Consider the following 15,813-nt stretch of genomic DNA (forward strand, 5'->3'; position numbering starts at 1 on the left):
TAGGTTTAAATTTTTCTGATGCAAAAAATTTAAACCTTTTTTTGCACGGACTTTTTATTTTTTACTCAGATTAACGGAAAGGCCTCCTCTGGCCCATCTGCCGGGCATTTGAACAGTACCTGCTTCTATATAATCAGTATTGCTTAGATTGGATATTTCTGCGAAGAAACCTACTTTTTTCAGGCGATTGTAGTCAAGTCTAATATCTAAAAGAAAGTAGGGGTCCAGTTTCATTCGTTCTATATAGCGGCTTTTGGCAGTTAACTCTATTCGATCCTTAAAAGAAGCCCGAAGGCTACCAATAAGCTGATGTTTTAGCGCATTCAGGGAATACTGCGTTTCCTGACCCTCGGTTTCCACCAGATCGGCATCTATATAGTTATAGCTTATTGAAAATTCGTCCATTTTCACAGCTCCTTCCTGCGCCCCGAAAGAATAAAGGAGGACCGCTTCCACTCCTTGAAAGACGACTTCATTGAAATTTTGGGGTTGCCAGGCGGTGTCTGCGTCTGGTCTTGCCCATTCGATTAGGTTGTTGGTGTGCCGATTAAAATAAACTAGTTCCGCCCGGAGCCCCTTTCTTAATAGTTTAAATCCCCCTTCGTAATTCAGGGCTTTTTCAGGTTCCAGCTTATCATTACCGATATTGGTAGGGCCCTGGTAATATAAATCGGTGTAAGTGGGGATCCGGAAGCTGCTGCCGAAATTGGCATAAGCCCGCACCCAGGGATGTAGCTGGTACCCTACCTCTGCACCCGGAAAATGTTTCCAGCCGTACTCAGAATAATAGTTGGAATAGATTCCGGCTCGTATGTCTCCCTTTTGGGCAAATTCAAGACGATGTTCAAGGAATGCCCCCAACAGTGTTCGGTCCCTTTTACCCAAATTATTACTATCAATACTTTCTTCCCGGATTTCCGCTCCCAGGCCCAGCGTGCCTGTTCCCATTTCTCTGCGTGCATTGACTTCTAGGGCGACCACATCTGTATCATGTTGGTTTTGAAAAAAATCAGGTTCGTACCTGCGCAACCTAAACTCATCCTGGTTTTTTCGCCAATAGGCACGTGTTTGAAGGTAGGTTTTGTCTTTATCCAGGGTATGGCTTATCGAAGCCAGGGTGGTTTGAATGCTCTCCCATTGGTCTGGGAAGGAACTGGAATAAAAACCATTCGCACCAAAATCCCTGGTGGCATAAGCGATCATGGTTTTTAATTCCTGATGGGGAGTAATTGAAAATCCTCCTTCGTAAAAAAGGTTGGTGATCCGGTAATCGGAATTGTACCAATGCCCCTCACTTCCATCATGAGAAATAGCCAGGCTTTGTTTGTATTTCCCCAGAGGTAAACCCAGTTGGACCGTTCCTCCGCGCATTCCGAAATCTCCCCCATAAATATTGGCATGTAGCTGTAAGGTCTCAGGCAGTTCGGTGATAACATTGATAGCTCCTGAATAGGCATTTTGCCCATAAATTCGGGAGGCGGGTCCTTTGAGGACATCCACACGCTGAATCCCCGCCAGGGGAACCGGGATATTGACCATATGGTGCCCGGTTTGGGGATCGGAAAGTTTGATTCCATTGACCATCATTAGGGTTTGTTCAAAAGACCCTCCGCGAATTCCGATGTCTGCCTGTACGCCACTTACTCCTCGTTGGCGGACATCTACCCCCGGTGTGAAAGATAGGAGTTCCTGAAGGCTCCTGGCAGGGGTGGTTTCAATCGCTTTCCTGTGAATTATATGGATGTTTCGTGAGCTTTTGGAAAAAGGGATTTCCATTCGGTTCTCTTTAATAATAACTTCATCCAGTGTATGGGTGACACTGTCTTCTTGCCCCAGTAAAGGCATGGCAACTCCAGCAAAGAAGAGCATTAATAGGAAATATTTCATCGATAACGTATGGTTAGGTGGGTCAAAGTACCTTCCTAAAAGGCAAAAATACAAATCAGAAAAAGAGGAAGTTCTAATTCGGGTGAAATATTCAGTTAGTATACAGGAAATAAATAGAATAATGGATCGAATATAGTGCTTTTGGTAAGTAAATAGATGGAAAACCACTTTAATTCGGATGGTTATTTCTTGCGCCGGATGTTTCCCTTTTTTTACATAAATCTATTAAATTAGCAAAAAGAAAAAATGATGACGCATACGCACTTTGGCAAATGGCTGGTTGTAATGCTCCTGTTTTCCGCCCATTTTTTGGCGGCTCAGGAGACCGAAAATAACCAGGAAGATTTCAATGATTTTATGTATAAACGAGGTTCTGCCTACCGCTCGGCATCAGGTGTGCCAGGACCTGAGTACTGGCAGAACGGAGCGGATTACTTGCTTGAAGTTACCCTGGATGAAACAGAACACGTCCTGGCAGGGAGGGTAGTCATTTCCTATACCAATAATAGCCCGCATTCGTTGCCGTTCATCTGGTTGCATCTGGAGCAGAATCGCTTTAAAGCAGATTCCAGAGGTTCGCTAACCACACCCATTCAAGGAAATCGCTATTCAGGCGATATGGATGGGGGATATGCTATCAGTAATGTATCTGCTCAATTAGACAAAAGGGGAAGTAATGCCTCCTCACGATACCTGATTTCAGATACGCGCATGCAGGTGTTTTTTGATGAACCCATTGCAGCAAACGGCGGGAAAGCCAGCGTTTCGATGAACTTCGAGTTTAAAATACCCGAAAAGGGGATGGACCGGATGGGCCGAATGGCAGTGGACGACGACACCATTTATGCCCTGGCGCAGTGGTACCCACGAGTGGCTGTGTTTGACGATGTGGTAGGATGGAATATTGAACCGTACCTGGGTGCCGGAGAGTTTTACCTAGGATACGGTGACTTTGAATACAAAGTAACCGTCCCCTATGACCACATTGTGGTAGGTTCCGGAGCACTTCAAAATCCAAAAGAGGTGCTTAGCAACGAATTGCAGGAGCGCATGGAAGCAGCAGGCAATAGCGATACCACGGTTTATTTGGTTAGGCCCGAAGAGGTAACACAACCGGAAATTACCCGTCCCAAGCAAGAGGGAACGAGTACCTGGCACTTCAAGCTGGAGAATGCCAGGGATGTGGCTTTTGCTTCCTCCAAAGCCTTTATCTGGGACGCATCCATGATTCGCTTGCCAAGCGGTAAAAAAGCCATGGCACAAAGTGCTTATCCAAAAGAAAGTGATGGTCAGAAGGCCTGGGGTAGGTCCACCGAATATAGCAAAGCTTCTATTGAGTATTATTCTCAGAAATGGTACGAATACCCCTACCCGGTAGCCGTTAATGTGGCTGCCGATATCAATGGAATGGAGTATCCAGGTTTGAATTTTTGCAGTTATAAAAGTACCGAGAAGTCTCTTTGGGGAGTTACGGATCATGAGTTTGGGCACAACTGGTTCCCTATGATCGTGGGGACGAACGAAAGAAGATATGCCTGGATGGATGAAGGGTTCAATACCTTTATCAATCATTACAGTTCAGAAGCTTTTAATGATGGGGAATATGGATCCGATTTGGAACAGACCCGCCGGTATGTGAATTGGCTTACCAATCCCGAGAGAGAAGGCATAGATACCTATCCCGATGTGGCCAATACCTCTAATTTGGGCATGATCGCTTATATGAAGCCGGCCATGGGATTGCTCATGCTTAGGGAGTATGTGCTAGGAGAGGAACGCTTTGATAATGCATTTAAGGCGTATATTGAAGCCTGGGCCTACAAACACCCACAACCCAGTGATTTCTTCAACATTATGGAAAACGTAGCCGGCGAAAATTTATCCTGGTTTTGGAAATCCTGGTTTTATGGCACCGGTAATATTGATTTAGCCATTGAAAATGTGGTCTCCTATGGAAACGATCAAGTGATTATCCTTTCAAACAAAGGTGAAGTGCCTATGCCCGTAAAACTAGGCTTAACATACGAGGATGGGTCCAAAGAGACGGTCATGCTTCCTGTTGAAATTTGGCAGCGGGGAGATCGATGGAATTACCAGCACCGATCGGATAAAAATGTGACGAAAGTAGAGATTGATCCGGACAAAATACTTCCCGATGTAAACATTGCCAATGATTCCTGGCCAGCGGCTATTTACGAATAGTTGTTCTCAACAGCTAACAAAAAAAGGCTGAACCAAAATCGATGGTTCAGCCTTTTTTATTGAAATGGAATTAGTATTCGTCGTTGATTTCAATCCAATATCCGTTCGGGTCCTGGATGTAAATTTGACGGACCCCATCCGGGCGGATATTAATCTTACCCTTGTTGTCTACCGCATCTTCAAAGGGAATGTTGTGCCGCCCCAATTTTTCGATAAAACTATCCAGGTCCTCCACACTAAAGCAAAGGTGGTTTGTTTTGTCTATTACCGGTTCTTTCCAGGGCTTTTCCCGTTCGATGAGGTGCATGGAGAGCCCAAATCCTATGTCATACCAGGCATGAAGCCCGTCTTTAAAAGGTTCTTCAATAGTTGTCAAGCCTACAACCTCTTCGTAAAATTTGCTGCTTTCTTTGAGATCTTTGGCATACACGGCAAAATGATTGATTTTGGTTTGGCTGTACGCATTCATAGAAATGAAAATTAATAAACTGATTACTGAAGGAATGATGCTTTTCTGATTCATAGCTTTTGGGTATTGTCTGAAATGATGAGAGATACCAAATCTAAGAAATAAAAAAAGCCAGAATGTTAATTTCTGGCTTTTTTGAATGTTTTCCCAGGTTATTCGTCGAAAAACGCCAGGTTTTCCGCTTTGTCTAACAATTTAATTGCTTGCTGATAGACTTCATTGATGTCATTGATAACTTTATAAAAGGCGTTGTCATCATATATGTTCCTAGCCATGTGTGCTTTGAGAAGTATTTTCAAATACACTTTAGATTTATTGAAATCTTTCTCGTTGTAGGTGACATCGTATTTTTCTCCGGTTTTTACCAAGGTGTTGAGCATCGCATCCGATACGGTAAAGTCATTGTAGAACTCATCAAACGACATGTTTTCGAACTTTTGTTTATTTGTATCCAGGTAGTCCAAAATGAACTCTCTCCAGGATTCAGAACTAAACAACCTACTAACATATGAACTAGTCATACTGGTGTCTAGGGGGACAAAGTAATCTGGCATGATTCCTCCGCCACCGTATACGGTTCTTCCCTTTACTGTCTCGTATTTCAAGCTATCGTTAAATTCTATGCTATCCGCATTGAAAAATTCACCGTGTTCTAAGCGATTATAGTAGTCCATTGCGTAATCTTCTTCATCTTCACCATAGGGCTTTTGAATGGACCTGCCAGAGGGTGTATAGTATCGGGCGATGGTGAGTCTTAGCTCAGCACCGTCCGACAGGTCTATGGGCATTTGTACCAGTCCTTTTCCAAAAGTCCTTCGGCCCACAATTAATCCCCGGTCGTTGTCTTGCAAGGCACCAGCGACGATCTCTGATGCGGATGCACTTCCTTCGTTTACCAGTACCACTACAGAACCATCTTCGAAGGCACCCGGCCTGATGGCCCTTGCTTTTTGGCTGTAGCGTTTGAGTTTGCCTTCTTGTGAAACGATAACGGCATTGTCATTCAAAATTTCATCAGCAATGTTGATGGCTGCTCCCATGTAGCCTCCCGGGTTGCCCTGAAGGTCCAGAATCAGCCGTTCCATCCCCTCTCCTTTGAGCTCCTGTACCGCCGATCGGAACTCCTCGTGTGTATTGGCGGCAAATCGCGTTATCTTGATATAGCCAGTTTCATTGTCAATCATGTAAGTGGCGTTGACACTATATTGAGGGATCTTATCTCTGATAATTTTGTATTCCAGCAGATCGGATTCGTTTTTCCTTTTGATATCAATCACCACCTCACTTCCTTTCGGTCCCCTCAATAGATCGAATACGTCTCGGTTGGTAACTCCGGTTCCGGCAACTGTTTCACCATCTACCTTTACAATCTGGTCGCCAGGCAATAGACCGACTTTCTCGGATGGCCCTCCCGTTAGCGGCGAAACAACATAAATCGTGTCTCTTAAAATACCGAATTCAATTCCAATCCCATCAAATTCTCCTTCTAATTGGGATTTGGCCAGCGCTGCATCTTCTGCAGGAATGTAGCTGGAATGCGGATCCAGCTTTCCCAACATTTTTTCAATGCCAAATTCTACTAACTCATTGGTGTCCACACTGTCCACATAATCCCTGTTGATATAGGTAATGATCTCCTGCACCTTATAAATTGCCGATTTTAAATCATTCCTGTCTGTTTTTGGTTCTGCAAAGGTAGCCCCAATCCAAATTCCTGCTGAAATACCCAGGGCAAGAAATAGGGGGAGTCTGATCTGTGCTTTGGTGTTTTTCTCTATACTCACGTTGTCTCGGTTTTATTTTTACCATGCAAGAAAATGCATCGTTTAATATAATTCATTTTAACCAAATATACAATTAAACATGCATTGAATGCGTTTCGTTTAAATTAACGCAATTAAATTCAAATCGATGCCGCAACATCCCTTTTTTTACGTTAATTTATTTTAATTTTGTAGCCATGCATGCCTTCGAATACAACGATAAAAAGTCCATAGCGGATCTGGTTAATGAAAACCACGTTCTGGCGGGGGTATTGCATTATTTTGGTATCCGTTTTTTTCAGCATGAAACCCATTCTTTGGTAGAGGCATGTCAGGCGCATAAAGTGAATCCTTCGCAGGTAATAGCTGCACTGGAAGACTGGGCCTCCAGAAAGGAACCTACCAAAGAGGAACTGTACCTGCACCCCATTGAACTGGTAGTAGGCTACCTTAAGAAAAAACACCGGTACTTTGTGCGGCAAGCGCTTCCCTTTTTGTCAAGTATGGTGGAGGGGATTGAATTGGGTTCGGAACATAAAAACCTGATGACGGACATGAGGTTAATGTTTCCCCTTTTTGTGGATGATTTTATTCATCATATCCATGAAGAAGAAGATACGCTGTTTCGGAGAATTAGTCTCTTGCAGGATATCGATGCCTCCATGTTACCCCTTACAGATGCCCTTCAGGTATTCACCCTGCCTTCTGTTGCGATCATGGCGGCTGACCATGAAGCTCATGACGATGAGATGGAAGGGATACGAAAACTTACCAACGATTACAGGATACCGGAAAGTGCAACAGTGTCTATGAAAGTTCTTTTCCATGAGTTGCAGCAGTTGGAAGAAGAACTGATAATTCATGCGAAAATTGAGAATGACCTGCTTTTTCCCAAAGCGATTGAGTTGGAAAAGGAAGTTAAGCGTAAACTCACCCTCCAAATAAAAAACAATTAATGGGCCGGATACTGGCCATAGACCTGGGGACCAAGCGAACGGGTCTGGCCGTGACAGATCCGCTGGGCATGGTGGCCAATCCCCTGGAAACTATCCCAACACATAATTTGTTTAACTATCTAAAATTATATTTGGAAAAGGAAGAAGTTACAGCAATAGTGATTGGTTTCCCAAAATCTTTGGACGGAAAAGACACGCAAATGACGCAGCCGGTGTTGGCGTTGGAGAAAAAACTGAAACGAAGCTATCCGGCTGTCGAAGTGGTCACGGTCGATGAGCGCTTTACTTCCAAATTAGCCATGCAAACCATGATAGAAATGGGAAGCAGCAAGAAGGACAGAAGAGAAAAGGCTGGTAATCTGGATAAAATCAGTGCGGCCATTATATTACAAACTTACCTTGAAAAGAAATGATATACCCCATAGTCGCGTATGGAAACCCTATTTTGAAAAGAGAAGCCGAAGAAATACAGGAAGGTGAAGATGTAAAAGGTTTGGTCAAAGACATGTTTGAGACCATGGGACTGGCTAGCGGCGTAGGTCTGGCGGCTCCCCAGATAAATAAGGGAATTCGGCTGTTCGTGATCGATAGCAGTTTGATGTTGGATGAGGATGATACGGAAAAGGGAGTTAGAAAAGCGTTTATTAACCCCATAATCCTGGATGAATATGGTGATAAATATGTTTTTGAAGAAGGTTGCCTTAGCATACCCGAAATACGTGCGGAGATTACCCGTCCTGAAAAATTGACCATTGAATATTTTGATGAAGACTGGAACCTGAAAGAGGAGGAATTTTCGGGTATGACCGCCCGGGTAATTCAACACGAATACGATCATCTGGAAGGCATTCTTTTTATCGATTACCTCAAAGGATTGAAAAAACGGATGGTAAAAGGGAAATTATTGGATATCAGCAAAGGGAAAGTACCTACCGACTACCGCATGGTCTATCCCGGCTGATAAGCTGTTTTTCGTATTTTTAATTCTGCCCCGTTTATGGAAAATATCACCTTAGCTTTATTTCAAACAGCGCTTCATTGGGAAGATTCCGCAGCGAACCTGGCCATGTTTGAGGAGAAAATATGGCGTATGGAAGGTAAGGCCGACCTATTGGTACTTCCCGAAATGTTTACAACAGGCTTTACCATGAATACCAGGAGTCAGGCCGAACCAATGAACCTGCACAGTACCCGGTGGATGCAGCAAATGGCCGGACAAATGAAGGCTGTAATTACGGGTAGTGTTATCATCAAAGCCGGGAAAGACTTTTATAATCGCCTGCTTTGGGTGGAGCCCAATGGGAAAGTATCCTATTACGACAAACGACATCTTTTTCGAATGGCTGACGAAGACGACTTCTACTCGATGGGTACCAAAAACGAGTTCTTTACCTTGAAAGGCTGGAAGATACGACCACAGGTTTGTTACGACCTTCGGTTTCCGGTTTGGTCCCGAAACCAAGCCTCCGAAGAGGGGGTAATGGAGTACGATCTGATTTTCTATGTGGCTTCATGGCCAGCTCCAAGGGTTCAGGCATGGGATATTTTGCTTCAAGCCAGAGCGGTGGAAAATCTGGCTTATTGCGTGGGTGTTAACCGCATCGGACAGGATGGAAATGGAGTAAATTATTGTGGTCATTCTGCAGCGTATGATTTTAAGGGGAATTGCCTCGCCAGCGGGGGAGAGAAAGAGGGAATTGTTCGGGTTACGCTTGAGGGCGATGCTCTTATCGAATACCGGAAGAAATTTCCCGCCTGGAAAGATGCAGATGCCTTTATCTTAAAATAATACCTAGGGGCGCAACCAAAGCTTTCTGTAAATCCTTGGATGATCAGGAGCATGAAATTCCAGCAAATACAAGCCCGGAGGAAAGCCCCAGAGATCAATTTCGTTTCTTTCGTTTTCAGCAAGGGAAAGCCCCGATTTTACCAGCCTGCCGTTGCTATCAAAGATAGAGAGTTTCACCTCTTGCTGATTGACAATTAATTGAATATTTTTCCCCTCACTTGGATTTGGAAATACCAGCACCTCCATGCGGTCCGGTGCCTCACCATCTGGATTCTGAACCCTGCTCAAATACTCCATTCCTCCGCCCCGGTTTCCAACGATCAAGTCGGGTTTTTCGCCCAGGAGTCCAGGGACAAAACTCACCCAGGTATTCCTGCCGTATCGGGTATTTTCAAATGTCTTCTCCGCTACCTGAATGAAAACCGGATTGATTTCCGGCGTTCCTAAAATATCCTTTGCCGCATACATTATTCCCCGTTGGTCAATGGCCATCAAATGGGGCTGGGAACCGGAGGCTACCGCTACCGAAAGGTTTCTACTTACCGGATTATCCACAAAACCAAGAAACTCTCGTTCCAGTAGTCTTACCTTCGGGACAGTATCATCTGAAATCGAAAATAATACCAATTCTCCCGTCTGCCGGGCCAATAGCAGGTAATTATCGTTCGAATCATGAAACAGATAAACCTGATCTGATCCGCGCATGGTAAATTCAGGCAATGAAACTTCTATTCTCTCCTCAGGAGCGGTTAGGGGAGAAAACCATAGCTTTTTCTCTGGAATCTGATTGGTGTATACTTCAGTGCTGAGTACATGAAAAGTTTGATTGGAAGCATTGGTGAATTGCTGATAACCGGGTTCCAGGACGGTCGTTTTTGACAATTCCATAAAGTCATCGTTAATCAACCGTAGCGTTTTATCGTTTAGCTCAAATTCAAAAATCCGGCCCTGAACGCCTTTATCCGTTAGCACATTCGCCCCGATATATAAATTCCCCCGTAATTTGTTTCCGGCAAAGTAAGGGCGGGAATTTTCTCCGAAATCCATCATTTGCTCCTGCAAAAAAGCCGGGGTTTCAACGGGGTCCGATTGGTCAGGTCGAAGCAAATACACACTTTTAGAAAAATCAGCTCCGCTATTGAGGGCAGGTTCGGAGGAGTGGCTGGATACGACCAACTTTTCTCCCAAAGAAAAGGCACCATGAAAAATCGGGAATTCGGGTAAAGGACCAAAATCCGGAAGTGATTTGGAAAACCTTTCGAAAATGGGCTCGTTGTCCGTTCCTTGATTGGGAAGAAAATACAGCGTTTTGCACAAGTCCTGGCCGATAAGTAAATCCTTGACCCCATTTCCGTCAAAATCCCGGTAAAGCAGTGTATGACCACCGGAATGCATGGTCCGGAGGGAGCTGGGCGGCGGATTCACCGTGATGGGCTGTCCGCTGCAGGTAAGTCCAAAACGAATCGCATCACAACCGCAAAATTCAAAATTCCCCCATCGATTTACAGCAGCGGCAAAACCGTCAATGTCTGGTGCGCCGTTTCGTTCCACGCTGGTGTTTCGGTAATATTCCAGGTAATCACCGGTAGCAAAATTAAAGGTGAGTACATCCAGGTCTCCGTCCCCGTCCAGGTCGTCGATCAAAGGTACATCCAGTATATTTGCAGTCAGATTGGATCCATTTTCTAATCTCAGGAATTCTTGAGCCACTTCCCAGTCAGGAAACGGATCCTCCATATCAGAAATGTTCCTGTATGCTTTGATACCAAAAGGAGAGCCGGTAAACAAGTCCTTTTTTCCGTCCTGATCAAAGTCTGCCAGCAGCAGAAAGCCATTGACATCCTCCGGAAAATAGTATTCCGCGCCTGGAAAGTACTGGTACCCGGTCGCAGTTTCCTTGTAGGCATGTATTCTACCCGCATTGATATCCCAAATGATCAATTCTTCCTTCCCGTCCCCGTCCAGATCAAATTGCTGGAACTGGGCAGCGTTGATACCTCCCGCAAAGGGCATGGTGAGTTCTTGTTCGGAGTTGGAAACTACGCGGATGTCAGATGCTATCTGAAATATATCCTGGGAATGGCCCTTCATTAAGAGGCCAATTGTCAGGAAAAGAACCAGGTACGTTCGAGTCATCAGGAGCTGGGTATCTGCTTGTAAGCTTTGTGGTGAAATTAATGGTTTACGAGCCATTATTATAGTTATTTTTGTTCTTTAACGATAAAAAATGAAAACGGATATGTTACTTTTGCCTGAAAGGGGAGCTATCTACCCCTGATTTTTAGCATTTGGAAGCAACGTACCAGCAATGGAAAAGATCACACAATTGTATAACCACTTTCAGTCCGCTACCGGTGTTTGTACGGATACGCGAAAACTACAACCGGGCGAACTGTTTTTTGCCCTTAAGGGGCCAAATTTTGATGGGAACCGTTATGCGGCAAAAGCCCTGGAATTAGGGGCTTCCCTGGTAGTAGTAGACGATCCTGAATTGGAGGAAAGAGAACGGTGTTTCCTGGTCGAAGATGCGCTGAAAGCACTTCAGGCCCTTTCCACTTTCCATAGAGAAAAATTCGATCTGCCGGTCATTGGTCTCACCGGGTCCAACGGAAAAACCACCACCAAAGAATTGATGCAGTCGGTATTGTCACGGAAATTTCAGGTACATGCGACAGCGGGTAATCTCAATAATCATATTGGCGTTCCATTGACCCTCTTGGGGATTACGGAGGAAACCGAAATTGCCATCATCGAAATGGGAGCCAACAAGCAGGGGGATATCGCAGAGCTATGTCATATCGCTTTGCCTACCCATGGGTTGATTACGAATATCGGAAAAGCCCACCTGGAAGGGATGGGTGGCCCGGAAGGAGTGTTGAAGACCAAAACCGAACTTTTCCAGTTTCTCCTGGAGTCAGAAGGGAAGGTGTTTATCAATACCAAACAACAGGTCTTCTCGCAAATGATACGCAGGTTTAAAGATCCGGTTTTGTTTCCGGGTACGGGTGATTTCTGTTCGGTATCCATGCTGGATGCAGATCCGTATGTGAGGTTTAGTGTGGAAGGTGGTTCGGAACGTTATACTTCTGCGTTGATAGGAAGCTATAATTTTGATAATATAGCCGCAGCCATTTGTGTAGGTGCTTTTTTTGGCGTTCCTGCCGGGGATGCTGCCAGGGCAGCCGCCAGCTACGTCCCGGCCAACATGCGCTCCCAGATAATGGAAAAAAGGAATAATTGGATTTTTATGGATGCTTACAATGCAAACCCCTCCAGTATGGAAGAAGCCCTTAACGCTTTTGAAAAACTGAATAAGCGCCGGTATAAGATGGTGATCCTTGGGGACATGTTAGAGTTGGGGCCCCACACCAGGGAAGAACATGAAAAACTAGGAGAATTGTTGCAAAGGATGGCACTAGATAAGGTCTGCCTGACCGGCGAATTCATACGACATGCCTTACCGAAGGTACCCAATGCCCTGTACTTCCCAGACCCTTTTTCCTTGAGAAATTGGCTGCAGGATTCTTCCCTGGAGGACTATCAGATTCTGATCAAGGGCAGTCGGGGAATGAAACTGGAAACGCTGATGGATTTTATCTGATGTTTCGCCGTTACGTCCGGTGGATTACTAGATCCTTTTCTAATGATAAAAAAAGCCCCTGATGAGCTCAGGGGCTTTTAGATCAACGCTCCGGATGTTACACATGTAGTGCCCGATTATCGGTAGCCGCAAGGCAGGCCTCGCGAAAAGCTTCCGTATAGGTAGGGTGAGCATGGGACATTCGGGCAATATCCTCGGCAGAGGCCCGGTATTCCATGGCCACTACCGCTTCTGCGATCATGTCCGCGGTGCGGGGTCCGATCATGTGTACTCCTAAAATCTCGTCCGTTTCGGCATCTGCCATCACCTTCACGAGCCCATCGATATCTCCACTTGCCCTGGCTCTACCAGAAGCCATAAAGGGAAATTTTCCGGTTTTGTACTGAATACCTTTTTCCTTGAGCTGCTCTTCTGTGTAGCCCACGGAAGCTACTTCCGGCCAGGTGTAAACCACGCCAGGGATCAACAGGTAATTGATATGAGGCTTTTGACCGGCCAGCTGCTCGGCCACAAAAACCCCTTCTTCTTCCGCTTTGTGGGCAAGCATGGCCCCTTTTACCACATCTCCGATGGCATAGATGTTGTCTGCGGATGTTTTTAGGTGTTCGTCTACTTCTACCTGACCCTTATCATTGAGTTTAACGCCAGCAGCTTCTGTATTCAATCCTTCGGTATAGGGCTTCCTTCCGATGGATACCAATACATAATCCCCTTTTAGATTCACTGTTTCCTTCTTCGAATTTTCGGCCGTAACGGTTACCTCCTTCCCCTTTTTTTCCACTCCAGTGACTTTGTGCTTGAGGTAGAATTCCATTCCTAACTTTTTCAGCGATTTTTGCAGCTCTTTTCCCATGGTTTTGTCCATCGTGGGTATGATGCTATCCAGGTATTCAACGACTGAAACTTTGGCTCCCAAGCGTGCGTACACGGAACCTAGTTCCAAACCAATAACGCCTCCTCCAATGATAATCAGATGCTTGGGAACTTCTTTTAGCTCAAGCGCTTCCGTAGAGGTAATAATCCTGTCTTTGTCCAGTGAGATGAATGGCAGGTTGGCAGGTTTGGAACCGGTGGCAATGAGGATGTTTTTTCCCTCAATTTCTTCCTTTTTTCCATCCTCTTTGGCGATGCTTACGGTGTTTTTATCTTTGAATGATCCCAGTCCCTGAAAAACGTCAATTTTATTTTTTTTCATCAGGTACTGAATGCCATCTACATTTTGCTTGACGACTTCCCGTTTCCGTTCGATCATTTGTTTGAAGTTCACCTTCAAGTCTTTCAGGTCGATACCATGGTTTTTGAAGGTATGGGCCGCGTTGTGATAATGCTCTGAGGAGTCTAACAAGGCTTTGGAAGGAATGCAGCCAACATTGAGGCAGGTACCGCCAAGGGTAGAATATTTTTCGATAATGGCAGTTTTCAGGCCCAGTTGTGCCGCCCTAATAGCGGCTACATAGCCACCTGGTCCGGAACCGATTACGATTAAATCATACATACTTGATCGTGGTTTATATTCCTGCCTTTTTTATGCATTCAGGCAGGGTTACGTGAGAAAAAGTTAAATGCCTAGTAATAATCGGGAAGGATCCTCCAGCAATTCTTTCACACGCACCAGAAAACTTACCGATTCCCGCCCGTCAATAATTCGGTGATCGTAAGAAAGCGCCAGGTACATCATGGGAAGGATCTTAACTTCACCATTCACGGCCATTGGTCTTTCTACAATATTGTGCATGCCTAAAATGGCGGCTTGCGGGGCGTTGATGATTGGCGTGGACATCATGGACCCAAAGATACCGCCATTGGTTAACGTAAAGGTCCCCCCGGTCATTTCATCGATCGTCAGTTTGCCTTCTCTTGCCTTAATTGCCAGCCGTACAACTTCTTTTTCGATTTCTGCGAATGAAAGCTGTTCCGCATTCCGGATTACCGGGACTACCAAACCTTTGGGTGACGAAACGGCAATGGAAATGTCACAGAAATGATGGTAAATAATTTCATTTCCATCTATTTGGGCATTGACCGCAGGCCATTCCTCCAAAGCGATGCATACCGCTTTGGTAAAGAATGACATAAAACCCAGGTTTACCTCATACCGCTCTTTAAACTTATCTTTGTATTGCTTCCGCAGATCCATGATGGGCTTCATGTTTACCTCGTTAAAAGTGGTCAACATGGCCGTTTCATTTTTGACGGAAACGAGCCGCCGGGAGATGGTTTTTCTCAGCGAGCTCATTTTCTCTCTCCGACTATCACGTGCTCCGGCTTTCTTTCCTTCGCGGGGTTGCTCTTCCGCTTTGCTTTTTTCAGGTGCGGCGGATTTATCAGCCGCAGGCTTGGCTTTCGGTTGCTCGGCTTTGAGCGCATCCTCCTTGGTGATACGGCCGTCTTTGCCCGTGCCATTTACAGATTTGGGGTCGATGTCTTTTTCAGCCAGAATTTTAGATGCAGCCGGTGAAGCATGGCCAGCAGCATACGTATCTTCCTTCTTACCATCAGCCTGGTTTGACTGCTGGCTGCTTTTTTCCTGTGTTTTTTCCTCCTGTTCATCCGGAACCCCGTCGGTTACTTCAATTTTACATATCAGTCCGCCTATTTCCAGGGTATCTCCCTCCTTTGCTACTTGCCTTAATATTCCGGTGGCTTCGGCTGGGAGTTCAAAGGTCGCTTTATCAGAATCTACTTCGGCAATGATATCGTCCAGGGATACATGATCGCCATCCTCTTTGAGCCAGGTGGCCAGGGTCACCTCGGTGATGGATTCGCCCACGGTAGGGACATGCATTTCTTTTACTTCCCCTGATTTTTTCGGGCTTTCTTCATTTTTCCCGGAGGGTTTGGTTTCCCCCTCAGTTGGTTTCTCGCTGGTAGCCGATTCCGATCCTTCCGGATCGATTTCACAAATAGCAGCTCCTATTTCGAGGGTGTCCCCTTCCTCAGCTTTTGTGTGCAGTATTCCTGCGGCTTCAGCGGTCAACTCAAAAGTAGCTTTATCAGATTCGAGTTCACATAGAACCTCATCCATTTCTACAAATTCGCCATCATTTTTAAACCACTGTCCAACAGTAACCTCGGTGATGGATTCGCCCACGGCAGGCACTTTGATTGTTATACTCATCGGTTATTTGATTTTTACCGGATTATGC

12 protein-coding genes are annotated in these 15,813 nt (G+C 45.3%); 6 read left to right on the plus strand and 6 right to left on the minus strand.

Going from position 1 to position 15,813, the window contains the following annotated elements:
- Positions 1 to 54 precede the first annotated feature (54 nt).
- The gene (locus tag GJS45_RS10125; protein WP_162341543.1) at positions 55 to 1,887 is read right to left on the minus strand and encodes a TonB-dependent receptor plug domain-containing protein; all 1,833 of its coding nucleotides are present in this window, start codon (positions 1,885 to 1,887) and stop codon (positions 55 to 57) included.
- Positions 1,888 to 2,136: 249 nt separating this feature from the next.
- Between GJS45_RS10125 and GJS45_RS10130 the strand changes: the two genes are divergently transcribed.
- Positions 2,137 to 4,089, plus strand: a complete 1,953-nt coding sequence (locus tag GJS45_RS10130) for a M1 family metallopeptidase (RefSeq protein ID WP_162341938.1) — start codon at positions 2,137 to 2,139, stop codon at positions 4,087 to 4,089.
- A gap of 70 nt (positions 4,090 to 4,159) precedes the next feature.
- Here the strand turns inward: GJS45_RS10130 and GJS45_RS10135 are convergent, their stop codons facing one another.
- Positions 4,160 to 4,612: a VOC family protein gene (locus tag GJS45_RS10135; RefSeq protein ID WP_235954705.1), complete on the minus strand. Its 453-nt coding sequence runs from the start codon at positions 4,610 to 4,612 to the stop codon at positions 4,160 to 4,162.
- A 98-nt stretch (positions 4,613 to 4,710) separates the two neighbouring features.
- Positions 4,711 to 6,342, minus strand: a complete 1,632-nt coding sequence (locus GJS45_RS10140) for a S41 family peptidase (protein ID WP_162341545.1) — start codon at positions 6,340 to 6,342, stop codon at positions 4,711 to 4,713.
- 176 nt (positions 6,343 to 6,518) lie between these two features.
- Here GJS45_RS10140 and GJS45_RS10145 point away from each other — a divergent pair, with 176 nt between their 5' ends.
- From GJS45_RS10145 to GJS45_RS10160, 4 genes are read left to right on the plus strand one after another with little or no spacing between them, the layout of a single operon-like run.
- The gene (locus GJS45_RS10145) at positions 6,519 to 7,277 is read left to right on the plus strand and encodes a hemerythrin domain-containing protein (RefSeq protein WP_162341547.1); all 759 of its coding nucleotides are present in this window, start codon (positions 6,519 to 6,521) and stop codon (positions 7,275 to 7,277) included.
- Positions 7,277 to 7,690 carry a Holliday junction resolvase RuvX gene (gene ruvX, locus GJS45_RS10150; RefSeq protein ID WP_162341549.1) on the plus strand — a complete coding sequence of 138 codons (414 nt, stop codon included), beginning with the start codon at positions 7,277 to 7,279 and terminating at the stop codon, positions 7,688 to 7,690. Before GJS45_RS10145 ends, ruvX begins: the two co-directional genes overlap by 1 nt.
- Positions 7,687 to 8,238, plus strand: coding sequence for a peptide deformylase (def, locus tag GJS45_RS10155; protein WP_162341551.1), 552 nt, complete (start codon positions 7,687 to 7,689; stop codon positions 8,236 to 8,238). Before ruvX ends, def begins: the two co-directional genes overlap by 4 nt.
- Positions 8,239 to 8,274: 36 nt before the next feature.
- Positions 8,275 to 9,066, plus strand: a complete 792-nt coding sequence (locus GJS45_RS10160; RefSeq protein WP_162341553.1) for an amidohydrolase — start codon at positions 8,275 to 8,277, stop codon at positions 9,064 to 9,066.
- Between the two features lie 3 nt (positions 9,067 to 9,069).
- Here GJS45_RS10160 and GJS45_RS10165 read toward each other — a convergent pair whose 3' ends face one another.
- Positions 9,070 to 11,259: a T9SS type A sorting domain-containing protein gene (locus tag GJS45_RS10165; protein WP_162341555.1), complete on the minus strand. Its 2,190-nt coding sequence runs from the start codon at positions 11,257 to 11,259 to the stop codon at positions 9,070 to 9,072.
- Between the two features lie 115 nt (positions 11,260 to 11,374).
- On the opposite strand from GJS45_RS10165, the gene GJS45_RS10170 reads away from it, so the two are divergent.
- Positions 11,375 to 12,667 carry a UDP-N-acetylmuramoyl-tripeptide--D-alanyl-D-alanine ligase gene (locus tag GJS45_RS10170; RefSeq protein ID WP_162341557.1) on the plus strand — a complete coding sequence of 431 codons (1,293 nt, stop codon included), beginning with the start codon at positions 11,375 to 11,377 and terminating at the stop codon, positions 12,665 to 12,667.
- Positions 12,668 to 12,764: 97 nt separating this feature from the next.
- Here the strand turns inward: GJS45_RS10170 and lpdA are convergent, their stop codons facing one another.
- Positions 12,765 to 14,162, minus strand: coding sequence for a dihydrolipoyl dehydrogenase (gene lpdA / locus GJS45_RS10175; protein WP_162341559.1), 1,398 nt, complete (start codon positions 14,160 to 14,162; stop codon positions 12,765 to 12,767).
- Between the two features lie 63 nt (positions 14,163 to 14,225).
- Entirely contained in the window at positions 14,226 to 15,785 is a 1,560-nt protein-coding gene (gene odhB / locus GJS45_RS10180) for a 2-oxoglutarate dehydrogenase complex dihydrolipoyllysine-residue succinyltransferase (RefSeq protein WP_162341561.1), read from the minus strand.
- Positions 15,786 to 15,813: the final 28 nt, after the last annotated feature.

Origin of the sequence: Cyclobacterium salsum, from assembly GCF_010119245.1 — a bacterium.
Lineage (GTDB): Bacteria > Bacteroidota > Bacteroidia > Cytophagales > Cyclobacteriaceae > Cyclobacterium > Cyclobacterium salsum.

Bases quoted from the DNA above. Each gene is read 5' to 3' on its own strand.
- GJS45_RS10125 (WP_162341543.1), bottom strand. From the start codon at position 1,887: ATGAAATATTTCCTATTAATGCTCTTCTTTGCTGGAGTTGCCATGCCT.
- GJS45_RS10130 (WP_162341938.1), top strand. From the start codon at position 2,137: ATGACGCATACGCACTTTGGCAAATGGCTGGTTGTAATGCTCCTGTTT.
- GJS45_RS10135 (WP_235954705.1), bottom strand. From the start codon at position 4,612: ATGAATCAGAAAAGCATCATTCCTTCAGTAATCAGTTTATTAATTTTC.
- GJS45_RS10145 (WP_162341547.1), top strand. From the start codon at position 6,519: ATGCATGCCTTCGAATACAACGATAAAAAGTCCATAGCGGATCTGGTT.
- ruvX (WP_162341549.1), top strand. From the start codon at position 7,277: ATGGGCCGGATACTGGCCATAGACCTGGGGACCAAGCGAACGGGTCTG.
- def (WP_162341551.1), top strand. From the start codon at position 7,687: ATGATATACCCCATAGTCGCGTATGGAAACCCTATTTTGAAAAGAGAA.
- GJS45_RS10160 (WP_162341553.1), top strand. From the start codon at position 8,275: ATGGAAAATATCACCTTAGCTTTATTTCAAACAGCGCTTCATTGGGAA.
- GJS45_RS10165 (WP_162341555.1), bottom strand. From the start codon at position 11,259: ATGGCTCGTAAACCATTAATTTCACCACAAAGCTTACAAGCAGATACC.
- GJS45_RS10170 (WP_162341557.1), top strand. From the start codon at position 11,375: ATGGAAAAGATCACACAATTGTATAACCACTTTCAGTCCGCTACCGGT.
- lpdA (WP_162341559.1), bottom strand. From the start codon at position 14,162: ATGTATGATTTAATCGTAATCGGTTCCGGACCAGGTGGCTATGTAGCC.
- odhB (WP_162341561.1), bottom strand. From the start codon at position 15,785: ATGAGTATAACAATCAAAGTGCCTGCCGTGGGCGAATCCATCACCGAG.